This window comes from Phycisphaerales bacterium (assembly GCA_016699835.1).
Classification (GTDB): domain Bacteria; phylum Planctomycetota; class Phycisphaerae; order Phycisphaerales; family UBA1924.
Window position 1 is genome coordinate 332,974 of sequence record CP064987.1, and the last position, 18,484, is coordinate 351,457.

The 18,484-nt window shown below is 65.0% G+C and carries 15 protein-coding genes; 9 read left to right on the forward strand and 6 right to left on the reverse strand.

Annotated features, from left to right (window positions below):
• The first annotated feature begins 9 nt into the window (after nt 1-9).
• A complete protein-coding gene (locus IPK69_01370) occupies nt 10-870 on the forward strand; it encodes an SDR family oxidoreductase (protein ID QQS09304.1) in 861 nt (286 codons plus the stop codon).
• 194 nt (nt 871-1,064) lie between these two features.
• Here IPK69_01370 and IPK69_01375 read toward each other — a convergent pair whose 3' ends face one another.
• The gene (locus tag IPK69_01375; protein QQS09305.1) at nt 1,065-1,394 is read right to left on the reverse strand and encodes a hypothetical protein; all 330 of its coding nucleotides are present in this window, start codon (nt 1,392-1,394) and stop codon (nt 1,065-1,067) included.
• 197 nt (nt 1,395-1,591) lie between these two features.
• Entirely contained in the window at nt 1,592-2,260 is a 669-nt protein-coding gene (locus tag IPK69_01380) for a DUF2959 domain-containing protein (GenBank protein QQS09306.1), read from the reverse strand.
• Between the two features lie 207 nt (nt 2,261-2,467).
• Between IPK69_01380 and mutL the strand changes: the two genes are divergently transcribed.
• Nucleotides 2,468-4,498 carry a DNA mismatch repair endonuclease MutL gene (gene mutL, locus IPK69_01385; protein ID QQS09307.1) on the forward strand — a complete coding sequence of 677 codons (2,031 nt, stop codon included), beginning with the start codon at nt 2,468-2,470 and terminating at the stop codon, nt 4,496-4,498.
• A gap of 76 nt (nt 4,499-4,574) precedes the next feature.
• On the opposite strand, the gene IPK69_01390 is transcribed toward mutL, so the two are convergent.
• Nucleotides 4,575-4,916, reverse strand: coding sequence for a multidrug efflux SMR transporter (locus IPK69_01390; protein ID QQS09308.1), 342 nt, complete (start codon nt 4,914-4,916; stop codon nt 4,575-4,577).
• On the reverse strand, nt 4,916-6,268 hold the full coding sequence (locus tag IPK69_01395; GenBank protein ID QQS09309.1) for a hypothetical protein: 1,353 nt from the start codon (nt 6,266-6,268) through the stop codon (nt 4,916-4,918). Before IPK69_01395 ends, IPK69_01390 begins: the two co-directional genes overlap by 1 nt.
• A 135-nt stretch (nt 6,269-6,403) precedes the next feature.
• Between IPK69_01395 and IPK69_01400 the strand changes: the two genes are divergently transcribed.
• Nucleotides 6,404-8,863 carry a DNA topoisomerase VI subunit B gene (locus IPK69_01400; protein QQS09310.1) on the forward strand — a complete coding sequence of 820 codons (2,460 nt, stop codon included), beginning with the start codon at nt 6,404-6,406 and terminating at the stop codon, nt 8,861-8,863.
• Nucleotides 8,864-8,890: 27 nt separating this feature from the next.
• Here the strand turns inward: IPK69_01400 and IPK69_01405 are convergent, their stop codons facing one another.
• Complete coding sequence (locus IPK69_01405) at nt 8,891-9,496, reverse strand: hypothetical protein (GenBank protein QQS09311.1); 606 nt, start codon at nt 9,494-9,496, stop codon at nt 8,891-8,893.
• Between the two features lie 175 nt (nt 9,497-9,671).
• Between IPK69_01405 and IPK69_01410 the strand changes: the two genes are divergently transcribed.
• From IPK69_01410 to IPK69_01435, 6 genes are all read left to right on the forward strand, one after another.
• Nucleotides 9,672-10,010, forward strand: coding sequence for a hypothetical protein (locus IPK69_01410; protein QQS09312.1), 339 nt, complete (start codon nt 9,672-9,674; stop codon nt 10,008-10,010).
• A gap of 24 nt (nt 10,011-10,034) precedes the next feature.
• On the forward strand, nt 10,035-12,920 hold the full coding sequence (gene fliD / locus IPK69_01415) for a flagellar filament capping protein FliD (protein ID QQS09313.1): 2,886 nt from the start codon (nt 10,035-10,037) through the stop codon (nt 12,918-12,920).
• 87 nt (nt 12,921-13,007) lie between these two features.
• Nucleotides 13,008-13,508, forward strand: a complete 501-nt coding sequence (fliS, locus tag IPK69_01420) for a flagellar export chaperone FliS (GenBank protein QQS09314.1) — start codon at nt 13,008-13,010, stop codon at nt 13,506-13,508.
• A 100-nt stretch (nt 13,509-13,608) separates the two neighbouring features.
• Nucleotides 13,609-15,030: a Si-specific NAD(P)(+) transhydrogenase gene (gene sthA, locus IPK69_01425; protein ID QQS10387.1), complete on the forward strand. Its 1,422-nt coding sequence runs from the start codon at nt 13,609-13,611 to the stop codon at nt 15,028-15,030.
• Between the two features lie 57 nt (nt 15,031-15,087).
• Nucleotides 15,088-15,501, forward strand: coding sequence for a hypothetical protein (locus tag IPK69_01430; protein ID QQS09315.1), 414 nt, complete (start codon nt 15,088-15,090; stop codon nt 15,499-15,501).
• 42 nt (nt 15,502-15,543) lie between these two features.
• Nucleotides 15,544-16,806 carry an AAA family ATPase gene (locus IPK69_01435; protein QQS09316.1) on the forward strand — a complete coding sequence of 421 codons (1,263 nt, stop codon included), beginning with the start codon at nt 15,544-15,546 and terminating at the stop codon, nt 16,804-16,806.
• Between the two features lie 73 nt (nt 16,807-16,879).
• Here IPK69_01435 and IPK69_01440 read toward each other — a convergent pair whose 3' ends face one another.
• On the reverse strand, nt 16,880-18,379 hold the full coding sequence (locus IPK69_01440) for a hypothetical protein (GenBank protein QQS09317.1): 1,500 nt from the start codon (nt 18,377-18,379) through the stop codon (nt 16,880-16,882).
• Between the last annotated feature and the right edge of the window lie 105 nt (nt 18,380-18,484).

Consider the following 18,484-nt stretch of genomic DNA (forward strand, 5'->3'; position numbering starts at 1 on the left):
TCCACAACCATGAGCACACCCACCTCCCAATCTCTCCTCGCCGGCAAGGTCGGCCTCATCGTCGGCATCGCCAACGAGCGCTCCTACGCCTGGCACATCGCCAAGGCCCTCCTGGAGCACGGCGCCACCTGCGCCTTCACCCACCTCCCCGGCGAACGCAACGAGCACCGCACCCGCCGCTCCATCGACGCCCTGCCCAACGCCGGCGCCGCGATCGCGGGCCCCGCTGCGGGCAAGAAGCCCTGGGTCGCCGCCATGGACGCCTCGAACGACGCCGAACTCGACGCGACCTTCGCGAAGCTTGTGGAAGGCCACGACCGCCTCGACTTCCTCATCCACTCCATCGCCTTCGCCGAGCGCGACATCCTCCAACCCGGCAAGTTCGTCACCACCACGCGCCAGCAATACCTCCAGGCGATCGACATCTCCGCCTACACACTCCTCGCGATGGCGACCCGCGCCCGCCCGCTCATGGCCAGACCCAAGCCCGGCTCACCCGGCGGCAAGGGCGGCGGCAGCATCCTCGGCATGTCCTACTACGGCGCCGAGAAAGTCCTCCCCGGCTACAACGTCATGGGCGTCGCCAAGGCCGCCCTCGAGTGCACAGGCCGATACCTCGCCAGCGAACTCGGCGAGGACGGCATCCGCGTCAACCTCATCTCCGGCGGCTACCTCAAGACCCTCGCCAGCAGCGCCGTCGGCGGCACCGACGCCATGAGCGACGCCGTCGAGAAGCACGCCCCGCTCCGCCGAAACGTCGAAGGCGCCGACGTCGGCGGCACCGCCGTCTGGCTCTGCTCCGACCTCTCCGCAGGCGTCACCGGCGAGACCATCTACGTCGACTGCGGCGTGAACATCGTGGCGGGGTGAGTTCCCACTCGACGATCGGTCATTTCAATGCTCAACGTCGAATGCACACACCTGAACTTCAATACGCCTTTGTTGAAAACATCACCCTACCGAACAGAGTCTGGGTCATCCCAGTCGCAGGGCCGCAGTTCTCCGCCGGAGTGTGGCTGTCAAGAACCGTTCAATACGATCTCAGAGCGGCACGTCGCCGGTCCTTAGCCGGAGCGATGGAATTCTGTGATTCTGAACTTCCCGGCTGGGAGTTGTGGCTCATCTATTGCTCCGTGGCTCCACAGCCGGACAACAGAATCAACAGATACAATGGTGTCCAGTCGTACTTTGCTCAGTACGAGCACCTCGGGTTCGAGCAGCGGCATCAACGGCGCATCGTGGAGAGTGTTGACGGATTGTGGTTTGTTGGCGCCTGTCAATGGGATCATGAGCATCTCGAATCTGTTGATCGAATCATGATTCGAGAGCACGCCGTTTCTCTCTGTGTCCCTCCTGCACGCGCAGAGACTGTCGTAGAGATGTTTCTTGGACATCAAGGCCGACTCGGCACAGATATTCGAGCCGTCGCATTCGAAATCGCAATCGTCGATCCTATCGCACTAATACTAAATCACGGTGATTTCGATGATCCAGAAGGTGCGGCATGTGTCACCATGCCCGCATCGTCAGTACACACCCATCGACTTCGGCGGTACCAAATTCAGTAACTGTATTGAACTCAAGACACCGCCTACTTCGCCATCTCCTTCAGGAACGCGTCCGCCTCGGCGATCGACTTCTCCATCTCCGCGATCAGAGCTCGGATGTCGCTCTGGACCTCCTCGGCCGTCCCCTGCATCGCGGCGATCGCATCGGCGTTGAGTGCGTGCTTGAGGCTCAGCACCTGATCGCGGAAGGCCACGAGCACCGGGTCCATGCTCGACGAGGCCTTCTTCATCGCCGCCAGCATCGTGTCGAACTTCGCCCGCGTCGCCTCCATCTGCCTGCGGCTGTTCTCGCGCAGCGCCTCGCTCGAGTACTGCTTGAGTTCCGCCTTCCACTCCGTGAAGAGGTCGTCGCCCACGCTCTCGACCGACGAGATCCGCGATCGCACGGCATCGGCTCGATCCTCACACGATTCCATGGACGACTTGGCCTTGTCGTACGCCGCCTTAAGGTCGCCACTCTTGTAGTTGACAAGGGCCGAGAAGCGGTCGAGGGCGCTCTGGAACTCCTGCTTGGCCTCGTTCTGGTCCTCGCGTGCCGTCTTCACCCTCGAGACGAGGATGTCGCGCTTCTCCTTGCCGAACACCTCCATCGTGGAGTAGTACGCCTTCGAGCACCCGCCAAGACCACTGGCGAGACCGCCCAGCACAAGGGCAAGCACGAGCACAACTCCACCGCAACGCGAACCACTCATCGATAACTCCTCGATCTTCCAGTCTTATGGCCCATGCGTCCCGCCTGGGCCTCCGAACAGCGCATGGCCAGAGCGAGCCGTACAGCCTCCGCTCTGGTCGATCGTACCCATCGAATCCACGAATCCCACGCTGCATCGGTAGTTTCCGTATCGCACAGGCCGCCTTCCACCGCCCCCCACCGTCCCCCCGCCCACTACACTCCCAGCATGAGCACGGAGGCGCTCGCCGACCAACGCATTCTGATCCTGCCCACGCTCGTCGCGAACCAGATCGCCGCGGGCGAGGTGGTTGAGCGCCCCGCGAGCGTCGTCAAGGAGACCGTCGAGAACGCCATCGACGCCGGGGCCACGCGCATCACCGTCGAGATCGAGCAGGGGGGAATCGAACTCATCCGCGTCACCGACGACGGCGGCGGCATCCTCCCCGACGATCTCCCCCTCGCCCTCGCCCCGCACGCGACCAGCAAGATCAGGACCGCCGAGGATCTGGAGCACGTCGAGACGTTGGGCTTCCGCGGTGAGGCGCTCGCGTCGATCTCCAGCGTCGCTCGCGTCTCGATCCGATCGCGCCACACGAGCGAATCCGCCGCCAGCGTGATTGAAGCCGCGGGTGATGAGATCTCCGCGGTCAGGCCCGACGCGGGTAGCGTCGGCACAGTCCTCACCGTCCGCAATCTCTTCTTCAACACCCCGGCCCGCCGCAAGTTCCTCCGCACGCCCACGACCGAACAGGGCCGCTGCGCCGAGATCGTCGAGGACCTCGCGATGGCCCACCCCGCCATCGGTTTCACGTTCATCACCGATGGGCGAAAGACCATCGACCTCCCGCCAGGCCAAACGCTCCGCCAGCGTGTGATCGATGTCCTCGGCAAGGAACTCGAGCCCGAACTCCTGGAGGCCCAGGCCGACACCTTCGACGACTCCCGCGGAATCGCGCTCTGGGGCCTCGTCGGCACGCCCGCCATCGCCCGAGCGAACCGCAACAAGCAGCGCGTCTTCGTGCGAGGCCGCAGCGTCCGCGACAAGACCATCCAGCACGCCCTCAGCGAGGCGTACCGCGGTCTCATCGAGCCGTCCCGCCACCCCACCGCCGTCCTCGTCCTCGACATGGCGGCCAGTGCCGTCGACGTCAACGTCCACCCCGCCAAGAGCGAGGTGCGATTCCGCGACTCGTCGCTGGTGCACTCGGTGGTGCTGCGGGCCGTACGCGAGGCGCTGCGCCGAGCCGACCTCACGCCGAGCGTCTTCTCCATCCGCCCGCAACTCGGCGGCGTGGGCCGATCTGGAATGAACGGCGGCGCGACCGGCGGCCCGAATGGCCTCCCCGGCTCCTCGGGGAGCAACGGCGGGTACGACTCAACCTCGGCGTACGCACCACCGTCACCCCGCGCCTTCGCCGACTTCGTCCAGCGATGGACGCCAAGACCCACGACCAATGACGGATTCTCGAGCCGTGGCTCCACGCCGAGCGTTGACTCCATCCGCGAAGCAATCCGTGGCACGGACGCGCCCGCAACTGGAGCGTCCTCCGATTCATCGCACGCGCCGTACACCACCGATACGACACACGACGCACCAACCGACACGCACGCGATTCCCCAGCCCACGCCCGCCGAGCGCGTGCTGCAGGTGCACAAGAGTTACCTCGTCACCGAGGACGAGCAGGGCGTCGTCATCATCGACCAGCACGCCCTGCATGAGCGCGTCATGTTCGAGTACCTCTGTGCTCGCGTGCTGGGGGACGGAGCAGGTGCAGAGAACGATGCTGCCGCTCCAACTCCTCTCGAATCACAACGCCTCCTGATGCCCGAGGTCGTCGAGGTCCCACGCTCAATTGCCTCAGGCGGCCTCGACCAACTCACGCCCATCCTCACGCGCCTGGGCATCGAGGCCAGCGTCCTCGGCCCCACCACCCTCGGCGTCAGCGCCTTTCCTACCTTCCTCTTCGATCGAAACGTCGACGCCCAGGACTTCCTCAAGGAGTTCTTCGACAAGGCCGAGCAGTTGGGCCTCTCCGACTCGGGCAAGAACGCCGGCGAAGAAGCCCTTCGCGAGGTCCTCGACATGATGGCGTGCAAGGCCGCGGTCAAGGCCGGCGACCGCCTCACGCCGACAGAACTCATCGAACTCGTGAAACTCCGCGGAGCCGTCGAACGCAGCAGCAACTGCCCGCATGGCCGCCCCACAAGCATCCGCCTCACCATCCGCGATCTCGAGAAACTCTTCGGGCGGAGTTAGCGGGAATCGGCATTCGAGTTTCGTGATTCGGCATTCGTGTCGGGCAACGAACGACACATCTGTCATTACCTATTGCCTATTCCCCATTTCCCGCTCTCACCTCCTTCGACGCCAACTTCAGACCCACGATCGCCACCACGAGCAGCCCGAGGAATACCAGCCTCGCGGGCGTCACGCCTTCCTTGAAGTGGACGACGCCCACGATCGCCGTGCCGAGCGCCCCGATGCCGACCCACACGGCGTAACCGGTCCCGATCGGGATCGTCCGCACCGCCATCGCGAGCAACGCCATGCTCGCCGCCAGGGCCACGATCGTCAGCACCGTCGGCCAAGGCCGCGTCAGCCCGTTCGACTGCTTGAGCCCCACGGCCCACGCGACCTCGAACAGCCCGGCGAGCACGAGTAGCACCCACGCCATCACGCACGCTCCGAGGGCGTCGCCACACGCGGCAGCGCCAGCCCCACCAACCCCGGCACGAGCAGCACGATCGCCGAGCCATAGATGAGCGAATCGGGCTGCTTAAGGATGAACCCGTCGAAATAGAAGTACCCCGCCGCCGCGCTCGTGAGCAGCGCGAGCCCGACACGATTCGACGCGTGTGACCGAGGATTCACCAGCGACGCGATCACAAACGCCGGCACAAAGACCGCATAGAACGACAGGAACCCCATGTACATCCGCTCGGAGTTCAATCCCAGCGGCGTGCGGATCGCCACGAGCATCGTGCAGAAATACAGCACCACGCCCAGCAACATCGCCCCCGTCCCCGCGCCCGAGATCGGCGGATCGTCCATCCGGAGCGGATCACGCGACGAGCCCACGCTCACGCCATGCGACAGAGATCCGCCCGTCGGCCACGAACGCTCGTGCAAAGTGATCGTGATCGCCAACTGGATCGCGACGTGGAAGACCAGGAACGTGGGCAACGACGACGGCCCGGGGAGTCCCGTCCCCGCATCCTTCAGGATCAGCGGCGCATAGAGCAGCGTGATCCCCAGCATCATCGAGAAGAGAATCCCAAAGCCGCCAATGAACGCCATCGTCCCCGTCGTGCCCGGCAGATCCTGGCGAACGCGGTGGAACGTCGGATCCAGGAGCGGCGAGCACAGAAACCCCAGCACGCACGCCGGCACCAACGACATCGCGTCCGACACGCCAAACGTCGTAGGCCCGAGATACTCGATGCGATCCTTGATCTTCAACATCGACGGATCGTGCACGATCCAGGCGAACGCGAGCAAGATCGAGACGAGCGTCACCGTGCTCGCGACCGCGTACACACCGCTGATCCCCGCGACACGCTTCGTATTGGTCCACGACGCGAGAGGTATCAGCACCAGGATCGCCACAAGCGCGAATCCACCCACGCCAAGGATCGCCGGGCCGCCCATGATCCCGCTGCTATACGCGAGCCACACCACAAAGAACCATTGGAACGCCAGCGTCACGAACGAGAACAGCCGCATCGCCGGGGCACACCGAGCCACAAACCGCCGGCTCGACTCCGGCGTCGGGAAGAAGAACGCGAACGCCATTGCCCCGATCACGTTCGGGACGGCGAACGCCAGAATCCCGGGCACGCCATAGTCCCGCAGCAGATACACCGGCAGGAACATCCCGATACACCACGTCCAACTCGCCGCCAGGAACCCGCCGCCGAGCACAGCCCGCGCCGGCGAGAAGCCCTCGGACCCCAACCCGGACCCTCCAGCCGTTCCAGTTGTGGAACCAGACGCCGTATGTGTTGTCGAAGACGCCATCTCGGTCATGATGCATTGATCGGTTCGCGCCGGGCATCGTCGGCAAAAACACAGCGAATTCCGAACGCCCATCGCCACGCAGACCCCGTGACGCACGCCCCCGACCCTCTATCATCCACCCTTTGCGAGCCAGGGAGGGCTGCCATGGACGCCGTGCTCGAGCGGACAACAACCAAGAAGGATGGATCGATGGCGAAGCGCGCGGCGGGTCGTGGCACAAAGTCGAAATCTCGGGATCTGGACACAGACTCGCCATCCCCGGACGCGGGCCAGCGCAAGCCCTCCCGCGGCTCCACCGCCGAGCAGATGGCGCTCAAGCAGCGCGACATCTCCGTCAGCGAGTTCTTCGCCAAGAACCGCCACCTCCTCGGCTTCGACAACCCGCGAAAGGCCCTCCTCACCACCGTCAAGGAAGCCGTCGACAACTCTCTCGACGCCTGTGAGGAGGCGGGAATCCTCCCCCACATTACCGTCGTCATTGAGGATCTCGAGGACGCCCCAGCCACATCCAACGACGCCACATCGAAGAAGAAAACCGGCCCCAGCAAGAGCGGGCGTTACCGCGTCACCATCGTGGACAACGGGCCAGGCATCGTCCGAAAGCAGGTCGAGAACATCTTCGGGCGTCTCCTCTATGGCTCAAAGTTCCATCGTCTCAAGATGAGCCGCGGACAGCAGGGCATCGGCATCTCCGCCGCAGGGATGTACGGCCTGATCACCACCGGCAAGCCGATGGTCATCCATACCAAGCCGAAGAAATCCGCCGCCGCCCACCACATCGAACTCGCGATGAACACCAAGACCAACCGCGCCGAGGTCACGGTGGACGTCGAGACCGACGATTTCCCGCCTAGGCGCCTCCGCTCGCTCACCAAGGGGACCAAGGAACTCGCCGCTCTCGGCGAGATGCTCGGCGACGACGACCACGAGACCGGCACCAGCGTCAGCCTCGAACTCGAGGGCAAGTACCAGAAAGGCCGCGGCAGCGTCGACGAGTTCCTCGAACTCACCGCCATCGCCAACCCCCACGCCCGCATCGTCTTCGTCCCTCCAAGCAAGGAGTCAGCCCCGGACGAGGAGGACGAGCTCATCACACGCTCCTCGGCGAAGAAGGATGACTCGGAGCCCGATGCCGATTCTCCCGTCACCGCCTCGATCCCCACCACCATCGAAACGACCGAGACCGGCGGCGTCACCGTCTTCCCCCGCGCCATCCACGAACTCCCCCCGGAAACCAAAGAGATCCAGCCCCATCCCAAGGGCGTGGAACTCGGCATCCTCATCCAGATGCTCCGCGAGGCCGAGATCGAAAAACCGGGCACCACGCTCTACACCGTCCTGCAGGACAAGTTCAGCCGCGTGAGTCCCGCCGCCGCCGGCTCACTCTGCAAAGCCATTGGCGTCACGAGCCGCACCAAAGTCGGCGACATCGACTCCGCCCTCGCCGAGAAACTCTACCGCGAGTTCCAGGACGCCAAGTTCCCGCCGCCGCCGACCGACTGCCTCGCGCCGATCGGCGTCCGCCAACTCCTCGCCGGGCTGCTCAAAGGAGTCAAGGCCGAGTTCTACGCGGCGTCGTCGCGCGAGGCGGCGATCTATCGCGGGCGTCCCTTCCTCATCGAGGCCGCCATCGGCTTCGGTGGCGACCTCCTCGCCGACGACTCGGCCCGCGTCATCCGCTTCGCCAACCGCGTGCCCCTGCTCTACCAGCAGTCGGCGTGCTCGTCATTCAAGGCCGTCGTCGAGACCAACTGGAAAAACTACGACCTCCAGCAGCCCCGCACCGCCGCCCCCGTCGGCCCGCTCGTCGTCATGGTCCACATGGCCAGCGTCTGGGTCCCCTTCACCAGCGAGTCCAAGGAGGCCATCGCCGACTACGACGAGATCCGAAAGGAGATGAAACTCGCCCTCATGGAATGCGGGCGAAAACTCGGCACCTATCTCAAGAAGCGCGCGAAGATGAAACGCGAGTCCATGCGACGCGACGTCTTCGAGCGATACATCGGCGAGATCGCCAAGGCCGTCGAGGCGATCAACGGCACCGACGCCAAGAACCTCTACGACGCCCTCCTCGCCCAGGCCAAGAAGCACACCGCCATCGCCGACCAGGAACTCGACGACGAGGGCCGAATCGTCAAGGCCAGGATGGACGACGCCCCCGACGACGACGGCGTCATCATCGTCGATCGCGGCGAGTACAAAGACTCCCAGAACCAACGCCGCGTCGTTGACTCGGACTCCACGCCCTCCAATCCGCTCGAGTCCTCCAAAGCCGAGCGTGCCCGCCTCAAGGTCGCCTCGCTCGCCAAGGCCGACGACGACGAACTCTTCGAGACCAAGCCGAGCCGTGGTGCATCACCCTCCGGGCGTGCCGAAAAGCCCACACGCAACTCCAAGTCGACTCCTCCAAGCACAGATCCCAAGTCCAAGTCCGCTTCAAAGCCAGGGCCCACGACCGTGAAATCCACGACAAAGGCCGCACCCGCCTCGCCGACCTCGAAGAGCGAGCCAAAGCCAAAGGCCGGATCGGGCAACAAACTCCGCATGCGACTCGTCAACGGCAAACTCGTCCGCGTCGACAACGACGGCCCGGCGCTCTTCTAAAAACATTTTCAACGCCAATCGCTCGTCTTAGGCCCGTCCGTCCGGGATCGCCTTCTCGCTCGCGAGTTCGAAGGCCTTGAGCACACAGTGTCCACAGACCGTGAGGCACACGATTCCCACAAGGCCAAGCACGCCATACAGGCCGACGCTCGCCCAGCCCGGCCAGGAGTCCAACGCCGACGAGATCGACACGCCCTTGAGTTTCCACACGATGCCGCCGATCGCAAGGGGCGCGCCCCACACCGCCGCACGCATGAGCAGCGAAATCGACGAGGGCATTCGTGAGACCGTGATCCACGCGGAGACAACCAGGAAAATCACGCCGATCGCGAGCCGAGCCAGGAGATACGGCCGAAGCGAGATCCCCTGATCCCGTCCCGCGACCTCGATCTGCCCGAGTGCTCCCAGATTCGCGAAGTACGCGCCGGCCACGATCGTCGCTCCCAGGCACATCAGCGTCATCGCCGGCCCGGTCCGCAATCGTCCGAACCCCCACAACACTCCGATCACCCCCGCGAGGAACGACACGGCCTCAAACCCAAGCAGTTGCCACGCCGGAGTCGTGCTGAGCGTGAACGCCGCTGCCCATGCCGCGACCGACGAGAGAAACACGATCGCGCTGAACCCTCCCACCAAATTCCGGAAACCCCGGCTTGTGGACGTTGAGTCGGTCTGTGATGGGGGATGTGACATGGCCAAGACTGCGCTTATCGGCACTCCAACTGGGCATTCTTCGCCTCAGACGAGCGCAAAGTTCGTTTGCCGGGGTCAGGTCTTTGTACGCGTCCGACAACCCCCCGGATCTCTCTTGAGCGACCCACCAATTTCTGCCGATCCAATCGAGGCGGATGGCTCCACGCTTGCGGAGCGTTCCCATCCGGCGGAGGACGCGGTCGAGATGGAATCGGGGCATCAGATCGAGCAGGAGGCCAAGCGGCTCTTCGACCGCGTGCTGTCGCAGTGGGCCATGGACGTCCTGCGGCTACGCGGCAACGGCCTCGATCTCCCCTGCGCGCGCGACGCCGACGAGTCAACATGTCCCTTCCCGGCCTCGAGGAGTCGAGGAAAGCAGGATCGTCGCCGGTGGGTGCTTGCGGCACGTCCCACCTTTATCCCACAACGCATCCCGCAGAAGCGCGCGGCCTGATCAAGTGTCGGACACGGAGGTTCTATGAGCGGCATCACCACGGGCGTCGGATTGTTCAGCGGTATCAACTCCGCCGACCTGATCAGCCAACTCCTTGCCGTGGACGGCAGGCCCAAGGTCCTGGCCCAGCGTCGCATCGCCCAACTCCAGCAGACCTCCGCAGCCTACCTCGACCTCAACTCACGCCTCTCGGCGATGCAAACCGCCATCTCCTCGTTCCGCACCGACAAGATCTTCCAGTCCAAGAGCGTCAGCACGTCCAACCCCGACGCCCTGAGCGCCACCGCCGACGCCACCGCCGCCGCCGGCAGTTACCCGCTCCTGGTCGATCGCCTCGTTTCGACCCAGCAGCGTCTCTCGCGCGGGTTCGTGACCTCAAACTCGACCGCAGTCGGCGCCTCGTCGATCACCTTCGAGTCCGCCCGCGCCCGCCTCGATCGCGACATCGCCCTCGCCGACCTCAATGGCGGCGCCGGCATCGCCCGCGGCAAGATCAACATCACCGACTCCGCCAATCGGGCCGCCACCGTCGATCTCTCGCGAGCCGTCACCGTCAACGACGTCCTCGAAGCCATCAACGCCAACGGCACGGCCCAGGTCACCGCGAGCGTCGAGGGCGGACGCTTCGTCATCCGCGACAACGCCAACGGCTCCCTCACCATCGCCAATGGCCTGAACTCCACCACCGCCGCCAGCCTCGGCATCGCCGGAACCGCCACAGCCACCATCACCGGCTCCGAGGTCTACTCCCTCGGCGCCAACACCGCCCTCACCCAGATCAATGACGGCAACGGCGTCCGCATCCGCAACACCGTCGGCGTCGGCGCGGGATCGGTCTACGACTTCAAGATCAACCTCAACGACGGTGGATCCACCACCAGTGTCCTCATCAACCTCGGCGACATCTACGAGACCATCGACGATGTCCTCACCAAGACCGAGGGCCAGGTCTCGACCGTTGGTGGCGTCATTGATCGCATCAACGAGGCCCTCCAGGCCGCCGCCGTCGAGAACGGCTTTGGCGATCAGGTCGTCGCCTCCATCAACGCCACTACGGGCGGCATCGACATCACCGACTCCAGCGGCACGCTCACCCTTTCCTTCGAGGACTACGTCGGACAGAACACGACAGAGGACCTGGGCCTCGTCTCGCCCACAGCCCCCTCCACCACCGTCTCTGGCCGTCGCATCCTCGCGGGTCTCAACTCCACCCTCACACGAAACCTCGGCGGCGGCACAGGCGTCGGAGGTGACGGGACTCTCAACATCACCGCTCGCGACGGCTTCGCCTTCAGCGTGAATCTCGATGACGAAGGCTCGGTCTCCGACGTCATCGCCGCCATCCAGAGCGCCTCGGGTGGACGACTCCGTGTCGCCCTCGACTCCAACGGCACCGGCCTCATCGTCAACGACCTCACCGGCTCCACCGCAAGCAACCTCATCATCGAGGGCACGCCCGGCGACGACTCTGCCGAGTCCCTGGGCCTTTCCACCGACGCCACAGGCGTCGCCGCCAGCACGCTCAACTCCTCCAATCTCCAGCACCGCTACATCACGCGATCGTCCTCGCTCCTCTTCACGCCCACCGGCCAGGCCATCGGCACCGGCGCCATCCGCATCACCGACTCCCAGGGCGCCAACGCCGAGTTCACCATCGACAACGCAACCTCCACCTACGGGCAACTCATCGACAAGATCAACGCCGCCAACCTCACCGTCTCCGCCCGCATCAACGCGCGAGGCGACGGGCTGGAACTCTTCGAGAACGTCGCCCCAGGAGCCGAGGGAACCGTCAAGATCAAGGTCGAAGACGTCACGGGTACCGTCGCCCGCCGCCTCAACATCCTCGGCGAGGCCACGGGCACCAACGCCGACAACCACATCGATGGCTCCTTCGAGCAGACCGTCACCCTCAGCGCCGCCGACAATCTCGAGACCGTCGCCCAGAAGATCAACGCCGCCAACCCCGGCGTTCGCGCCGCGGTCATTCGCGACGGCTCCTCCTCAGCCCCCTTCCGCCTCTCGCTCGCGAGCACCCAGGAAGGCCGCGCGGGACGCATGATCATCTCCTCCGCCTTCGACTTTGGCTTCCAAACCCTCGACGAGGGCGAGGACGCCCGCGTCTTCTTCGGCGCGAGCGACCCCGCGAGGGGCATCGCCGTCACCAGTTCCTCCAATCGCATCGACTCGCTGCTCCCAGGCGTGAAGATCGACCTTCGCGCCCCCACGGCCCAGGCCGAGACCGTCAACGTCGTCAGCGACTCCGACGCCGTCCGCGAAGGCGTCCAGTCCTTCGTCAATGCCTTCAACGACGTCGTCTCCAGAATCACCGAACTCACCAAGTACGACCAGGAGACCGAGCAGAAGGGCGCGCTCCTCGGCGACGGCACCACGCTCAATCTCCGAAACGATCTCTACCGCACCGTCCAGTCCGCCATCGTCGGCGCCTCGGGCACCTTCCGCCGACTCGAGGACATCGGCATCCGCATCGGCACCGGCGGCAAACTCGAGATCAACCAGGACCGCTTCGACGCCGCCATGGCCCAGGACGCCCAGGGTGTCGAATCGCTCTTCACCGCCCGCGAAATCGCCAGCGACCAGACCATCGAGATCTCCCCGGGGATCACGGCCCGCAACCCCAACTTCGGGTCCACCCTGACCACCCAGGGCGTCGCCGTCCAACTCGAGGAACTCGCCAAGAAATACGTCGATTCCACCTCGGGCACGCTGACTCTCCGCGTCCAGGGCGTGGACGCCCAGATCAAGATCCAGAACGACCAGATCGCCAGAGTCGATGCGAAACTCGTCTCACGCCGCCAGGTTCTGGAGGCCAAGTTCCTCGCCATGGAGAAGACCCTGGGCCAACTCCGCAATCAGCAGTCCGCCCTCGGGTCGCTCGGCCGAGGCTGATCAACCGCACCGTAACGTCGAATCCCCCGTTCGTGGCCCGCCCCACCCCTGAACTCTCGCCAACCCCGGCCCGATAGCACCTAGGTCATGAACAACGCCATACCAAAGAACGCTTCCCTCACCGATCAACTCGCCGCCGTTGGCACGCCCGCACGGAACGCCAACGCGTATCTGCGCACGCGCGTGCTCACGGCCTCGCCAGAGGAACTACGACTCATGCTCCTCGACGGCGCGATCAAGTTCGCCCGCCAGGGGCGCGACGGCATGGCCGCCCACAACCACGAGGCGACCTACCTCGGCATCTCCCAGTGCCGCAACATCGTTTTCGAGTTGCTCACCACGATCCGCGAGGATGTCGCGCCGGAACTCGCCCAGAACGTCAAGGCCCTCTACACCTTCCTCTACTCGCAACTCATCGACGCCCACCACGACCGTGACCTCGAGAAACTCGACAAGGTCATCGAACTCCTCGAGTACGAGCGCGAGACCTGGGTCCTTCTCATGCAAAAACTCGCCGAAGAGCGCGGCACGGGGGTCGCCTCATCCCAGGACCAGGCCGCGACCACGCTCGGCGTGACCACCGCCTGATCCATCCCCGCCGCTCTCGGCTACCATGCGTTCCACGCGATCCTTGGGCGAGACGCCTTCCGATCCGTGATTCGAAAGCCCCACGCCGAGGAGTCCCAGAATCGCTACAAAACGCTATGACCTCTGCGTGATCGGCTCCGGCCCCGCGGGCCAGCGTTGTGCCATCCAGGCCGCCAAACTCGGCAAGCGTGTCTGCATCGTCGAGCAGCGCGAGGTCGTCGGCGGCGTCGCCGTCAACACCGGCACCATCCCCTCCAAGGCCCTCCGTGAGGCCATCCTCCGCGCCCTGGGCCGGGGCAGCGTCGCCGTCCGAACCGACGACTTCACCAACGGCAAGGGCGTCACATTCGCGAAACTCCTCGACTCCTCCAACGAGGTCGTCAAGAGTGAGATCGACCTTTGCCGGCGTCACCTCGACAGCAACGGCATCGAGATCATCACCGGCGTCGCCCAGTTCCGCGACGCCAACACCGTCGATGCCGTCGGCGTCCACGCCACCACCACCATCGCCGCCGATCACTTCCTGATCGCCGTCGGCACCACGCCCTCGCGCCCCAAGTCCATCCCCTTCGACAACGTCAACGTCGTCACCTCCGACGAGGTCCTCCACATGCCCCACCTCCCGCGATCCATGATCGTGGTCGGAGGCGGCGTCATCGGCACCGAATACGCCAGCATGCTCCAGTCCCTCGGCGTGCGCGTCACCCTCGTCGAGGGACGCCCCAGACTCCTCGACTTCGTCGACGCCGAAATCACCGAGGCCCTCCAGTACCACCTCCGCCAGTCCGGCATGACCCTTCGTATGGGCGAGAAAGTCGTCTCCATTCGCTACGAAAAAGGCGACAGAAACCCGCTGACCCGAGGCGACGAGTTCGCCGAAGCCTTCCTCGAATCCGGAAAGACCCTTCGTGCCGACAGCCTGCTCTACGCCGTCGGTCGCCAGGGCGCAACCGCCGAACTCAACCTCGGTGCCGCGGGCCTCTCCGCAGACGATCGTGGCCGCGTGCGCGTCGATGAGTCCTTCCGCACAACCGTCAAGCACATCTTCGCCGCAGGCGATGTCATTGGCTTCCCCGCCCTCGCCTCCACCAGCATGGAGCAGGGCCGCCTCGCCGCCTGTGCCATGTTCGGCGAGCGTTGCGACACCAACCCCGCCCCGCTTCCCTATGGCATCTACTCCATCCCCGAGATCTCCATGGTCGGCTGGACCGAGGAACGCCTCACCGCCGAGGGCATCCCCTACGAGGCCGGCATCGCCCAATACAAGGAAATCGCCCGCGGGCAACTCGTTGGCGACGAGATCGGCATCCTCAAACTCCTCATCCATCAGGAGACACGAACCATCCTCGGCGTCCACGCCCTGGGCACCGGCGCCACCGAACTCATCCACATCGGCCAGACCGCCATGGCTTTCAACGCCACCGTCGACTACTTCGTCAACACCGTCTTCAACTACCCAACCCTCGCCGAGTGCTACAAAGTCGCGGCCTTCAACGCGGTCAACAAACTCCGAAACATGTAGATCTCCCCGGAACTCCACGGTCTCGGGGCGTTTCGCACGACCAGCGTACAATCCCCCATGCCGAACGATTCGGACATGCGGCTGGCCGGCATCATCATCTTTGCCGTTCTCGCCCTGGTCTTTCTCGCCGCGTATCTGAGAGAGCGTTCTCGACGCCAGGCGATGGCCCTGCGGGAGATGCGAATGGAATCCACCGCCCCCCCACCCGTCCCCAACGACCGCGACGCCAAGGCCTTCGAGCAGCACCTCCAACTCAACGATCTCGCCGCCCAGAAGATGCGCCAGGAGATCGAGATGCTGGGCCTGCAACTGCAACTCGCCAAGCAGGAGGTCAACGCCCGCCTCGAGCGCCACGACTACCACGACGCCGTCATGGAAAAGACCCGCCTCGAGATCGAGAGCCTGAAACTCCACATCAAGGAGCAGAAGAAGCGCCTCGACGAGTTCGGCGAGTTCCGCGAAGAGTTCTGATCCATCCCCCCTTCCCCACCGCGTACGACGGAGCACGCCGCGATGGCGAAACGACCCGCGACAAAGACCTCGTCCAAATCGGCATCTGCGCCAAAGACCTCTGCCCGCAAGTCCGCGCCCAAGACCATCGATTCGCCCGCTCCGCCCGAGACCAACTCTTCTGGCACACAGCGCGTCGCCGCCGTCACCTTCAGCGAAATCCTCGGCCAGGATCGAGCCCTCGACACTCTCCGAGCCTCCATCCGCTCCAAACGCATCCACCACGCCTGGATCTTCCACGGACCCAACGGCGTCGGAAAACTCACCGCCGCCCTCGCCTTCGCCGCCGCCATCCTCGATCCGACCACCGGCACCTCGCTCACCGGCGACATCGAGCCGGACCCGGACAGCCCCGTCCAGTCGCTCCTCCGCGCCGGCACCCACCCCGACCTCCACGTCATCACCAAAGAACTCGCCCGCTTCTCCGCCGATCGCAAGACCCGCGACGCCAAACTCATCACCATCCCCAAGGACGTGATCGAGACCCACCTCATCACCCCCGCCTACCTCGCGCCCTCGGTCCGCAACGACGCCCCCATCGGCAAGGTCTTCATCGTGGACGAGGCCGAACTCCTCGACCGCTCACCCACCAACGCCCCGACCCAGAACGCCCTCCTCAAGACCATCGAGGAACCCCCCGAGCGCACGGCATTCATCCTTGTCACCAGCGCCGAAGACCTGCTCCTCCCCACCATCCGTAGCCGCTGCCAGCGCGTCGCCTTCCGCCCGCTCGATGCCGACGCCATGCGCACCTGGCTGAAGACCCACGCCGACATCGCCGAGCGCCTCTCCCCCAAGGACCAGCAGTGGGCCTTCGCCTTCGCCGATGGTTCGCCGGGCGTCCTCGACCTCGCCCTCAAGACGGGCATCCTCGGCTCCAGCGGCAGCCCCGGCTGGGTCGCTACCCTCGACCCCTCGCTCTCCGCGCTCGAACGAGGCACCTTCGACCCCGCGCTCGGCCCGGTGATGGCCAAACTCGCCGACGAGTGGGCCGAAGCCTGGGTCAAGTCCCATGACAACGCGAGCAAGGAGGCCGCCAATCGCGCCGCCGCCGACTGGATGCTCCGCCTCCTCGCCACGCGCTTCCGCACGCTCCTGCGAGGCTCGGTGCGTGACCCCATCATCGCCGAGCGGGCCGCCGGTGCGATCGAACTCCTCCGCACCGCCGAGCGTCGCCTCGACGCCAACCTCCAAGGCGTCTTCGTCTTTGATGCCCTCGCCGCCGACCTCGCGGCCCACTTCGCGGGCGCGCTCGTCTCCCCGTAATCGATGCTCCATCAACACAAAGCCCCGAGGCAATCGCCCCGGGGCTCATATTCAATGAGGTTTCCAACCGCGATCAGCAGCCGGCGTTGAAGCGATTGATGAAGTAGAGCAAATCATCGATCGTCACGCCGCCATCGGGCGTGCCCGTCCCGCTCCCGTCGTCGACATCGGCCTGGATCGAGCCGCCGCCGAAGATCCCGATGTAGTAGAGCAGGTCATCGATCGTCACGCCGCCGTCAGGTGTGCCCGTTCCGGTCCCATCGTCCATGTCAGCAACGCACACCGTGCCGGTGCACACGTCGGGCACCTTTGCCGCGATCGTGATGCTCGGCGTCGCGCCAGGCTTAAACAGACCGAGCGTCACGTTTCCATCGACTGGGGCGTGATTCGAGATAAAGCGGAAGTTGTAGAGCGTCCCCCAGCGAATGGCGTTCGCGTTGGCGTTCGTCGCGAACGACTGTGTCGCCCACGTCAGTTCCGTCGCGGTCTTCGTGTCGGTCCAGTCGGACGTGGAATACGCCTCGCCGCTGTGGTGGAACGTGTCGTGGAACCCGATCGACGTCGCCTGGGCGCAGTCGCCCATCGGCACGCTGAACGAGCCGATCGAGCGGTCCGACGTCATATTCTGCAGGGCGTACTCGTACTGCCACTGCCCGCCGCCGAGGTCCGTGACCTTGTAGGCCAGCGCGACGTACCCATCGCCGGGGATCTTCGTGTAGCCGTCGGTCGCGTTCGCCGGAGCGCTGTTCATGTCGCCGGCCGTCGTGAACGGCGAGCCGACCACCGTCACCGTCGGGTCCATCTGACGCCACGCCTCGACCGCCGGCATCCGCCGACGCGTCGTGCTCGAGAGAGCATAGGTGAAGTTGTCCGTGCCGCTCGAAACCGAGTGGGTCACGTTGACCGGGCGATACGAGTTGTTGTTCCACGAGTTGAGCGACGCCGTGTCATCGGCGGCAATGTATTGCCCCTCGACAAAGTACGACGCCCCGACATTCGTCGCCGGAAAGAGGTCCGACTTCTGCACCTGCAGGCGCCGATTGAGCGAGCCGGACGCCGGCCACGACGCCGACGGCAGATTCGCCGCGCTGTTCCAGTCCGTCGGGAAGAATCCTGTCGCCGCGTTCACCTGGCTCCGCGGGCCAAGCCCGGACTGCTGCCCGTTCAACGAGGACGAGTACGGATCTGAACATCCCACGCCCAACGCCGTCCCATCGGTCGGATCGTTGCACGGCAGGCACAACGACTGCGAGAGGGCGAAGAAGCCGTGCTTCACGAAACTCAGGCCCAGTTGTTCGAAGCGACCCGCGCCGCCCACCACCGAATACCGGAACAAGTTCTGCCCAATCGTCGGGTGCCGGTTGTCCGGATCCTGGAACCAGTTCAGGCGCGCGTTCCCGATGTTGCACGACGTCGTGCCCACCGCCAGAGCCGTCAGAGGTTCCGATGTCGCCGTGTTGTACCGTGAGATATTCGGCAGATCACCCACGATCACGTCCGGGCCATCCGTCGCCAGCGCCACGCCGCACATCGCCGACCCTGCCAACAGACACACAAGCCACGCCTTTTTCATGCCATGAACTCCTTCGTGGGCGAATGCCCCAGAGACCCTCGCGGCACCATCCATGTCGACACATACAGCACCACGGCGTGCCGCTCGGTCTTCGATTCGACACCA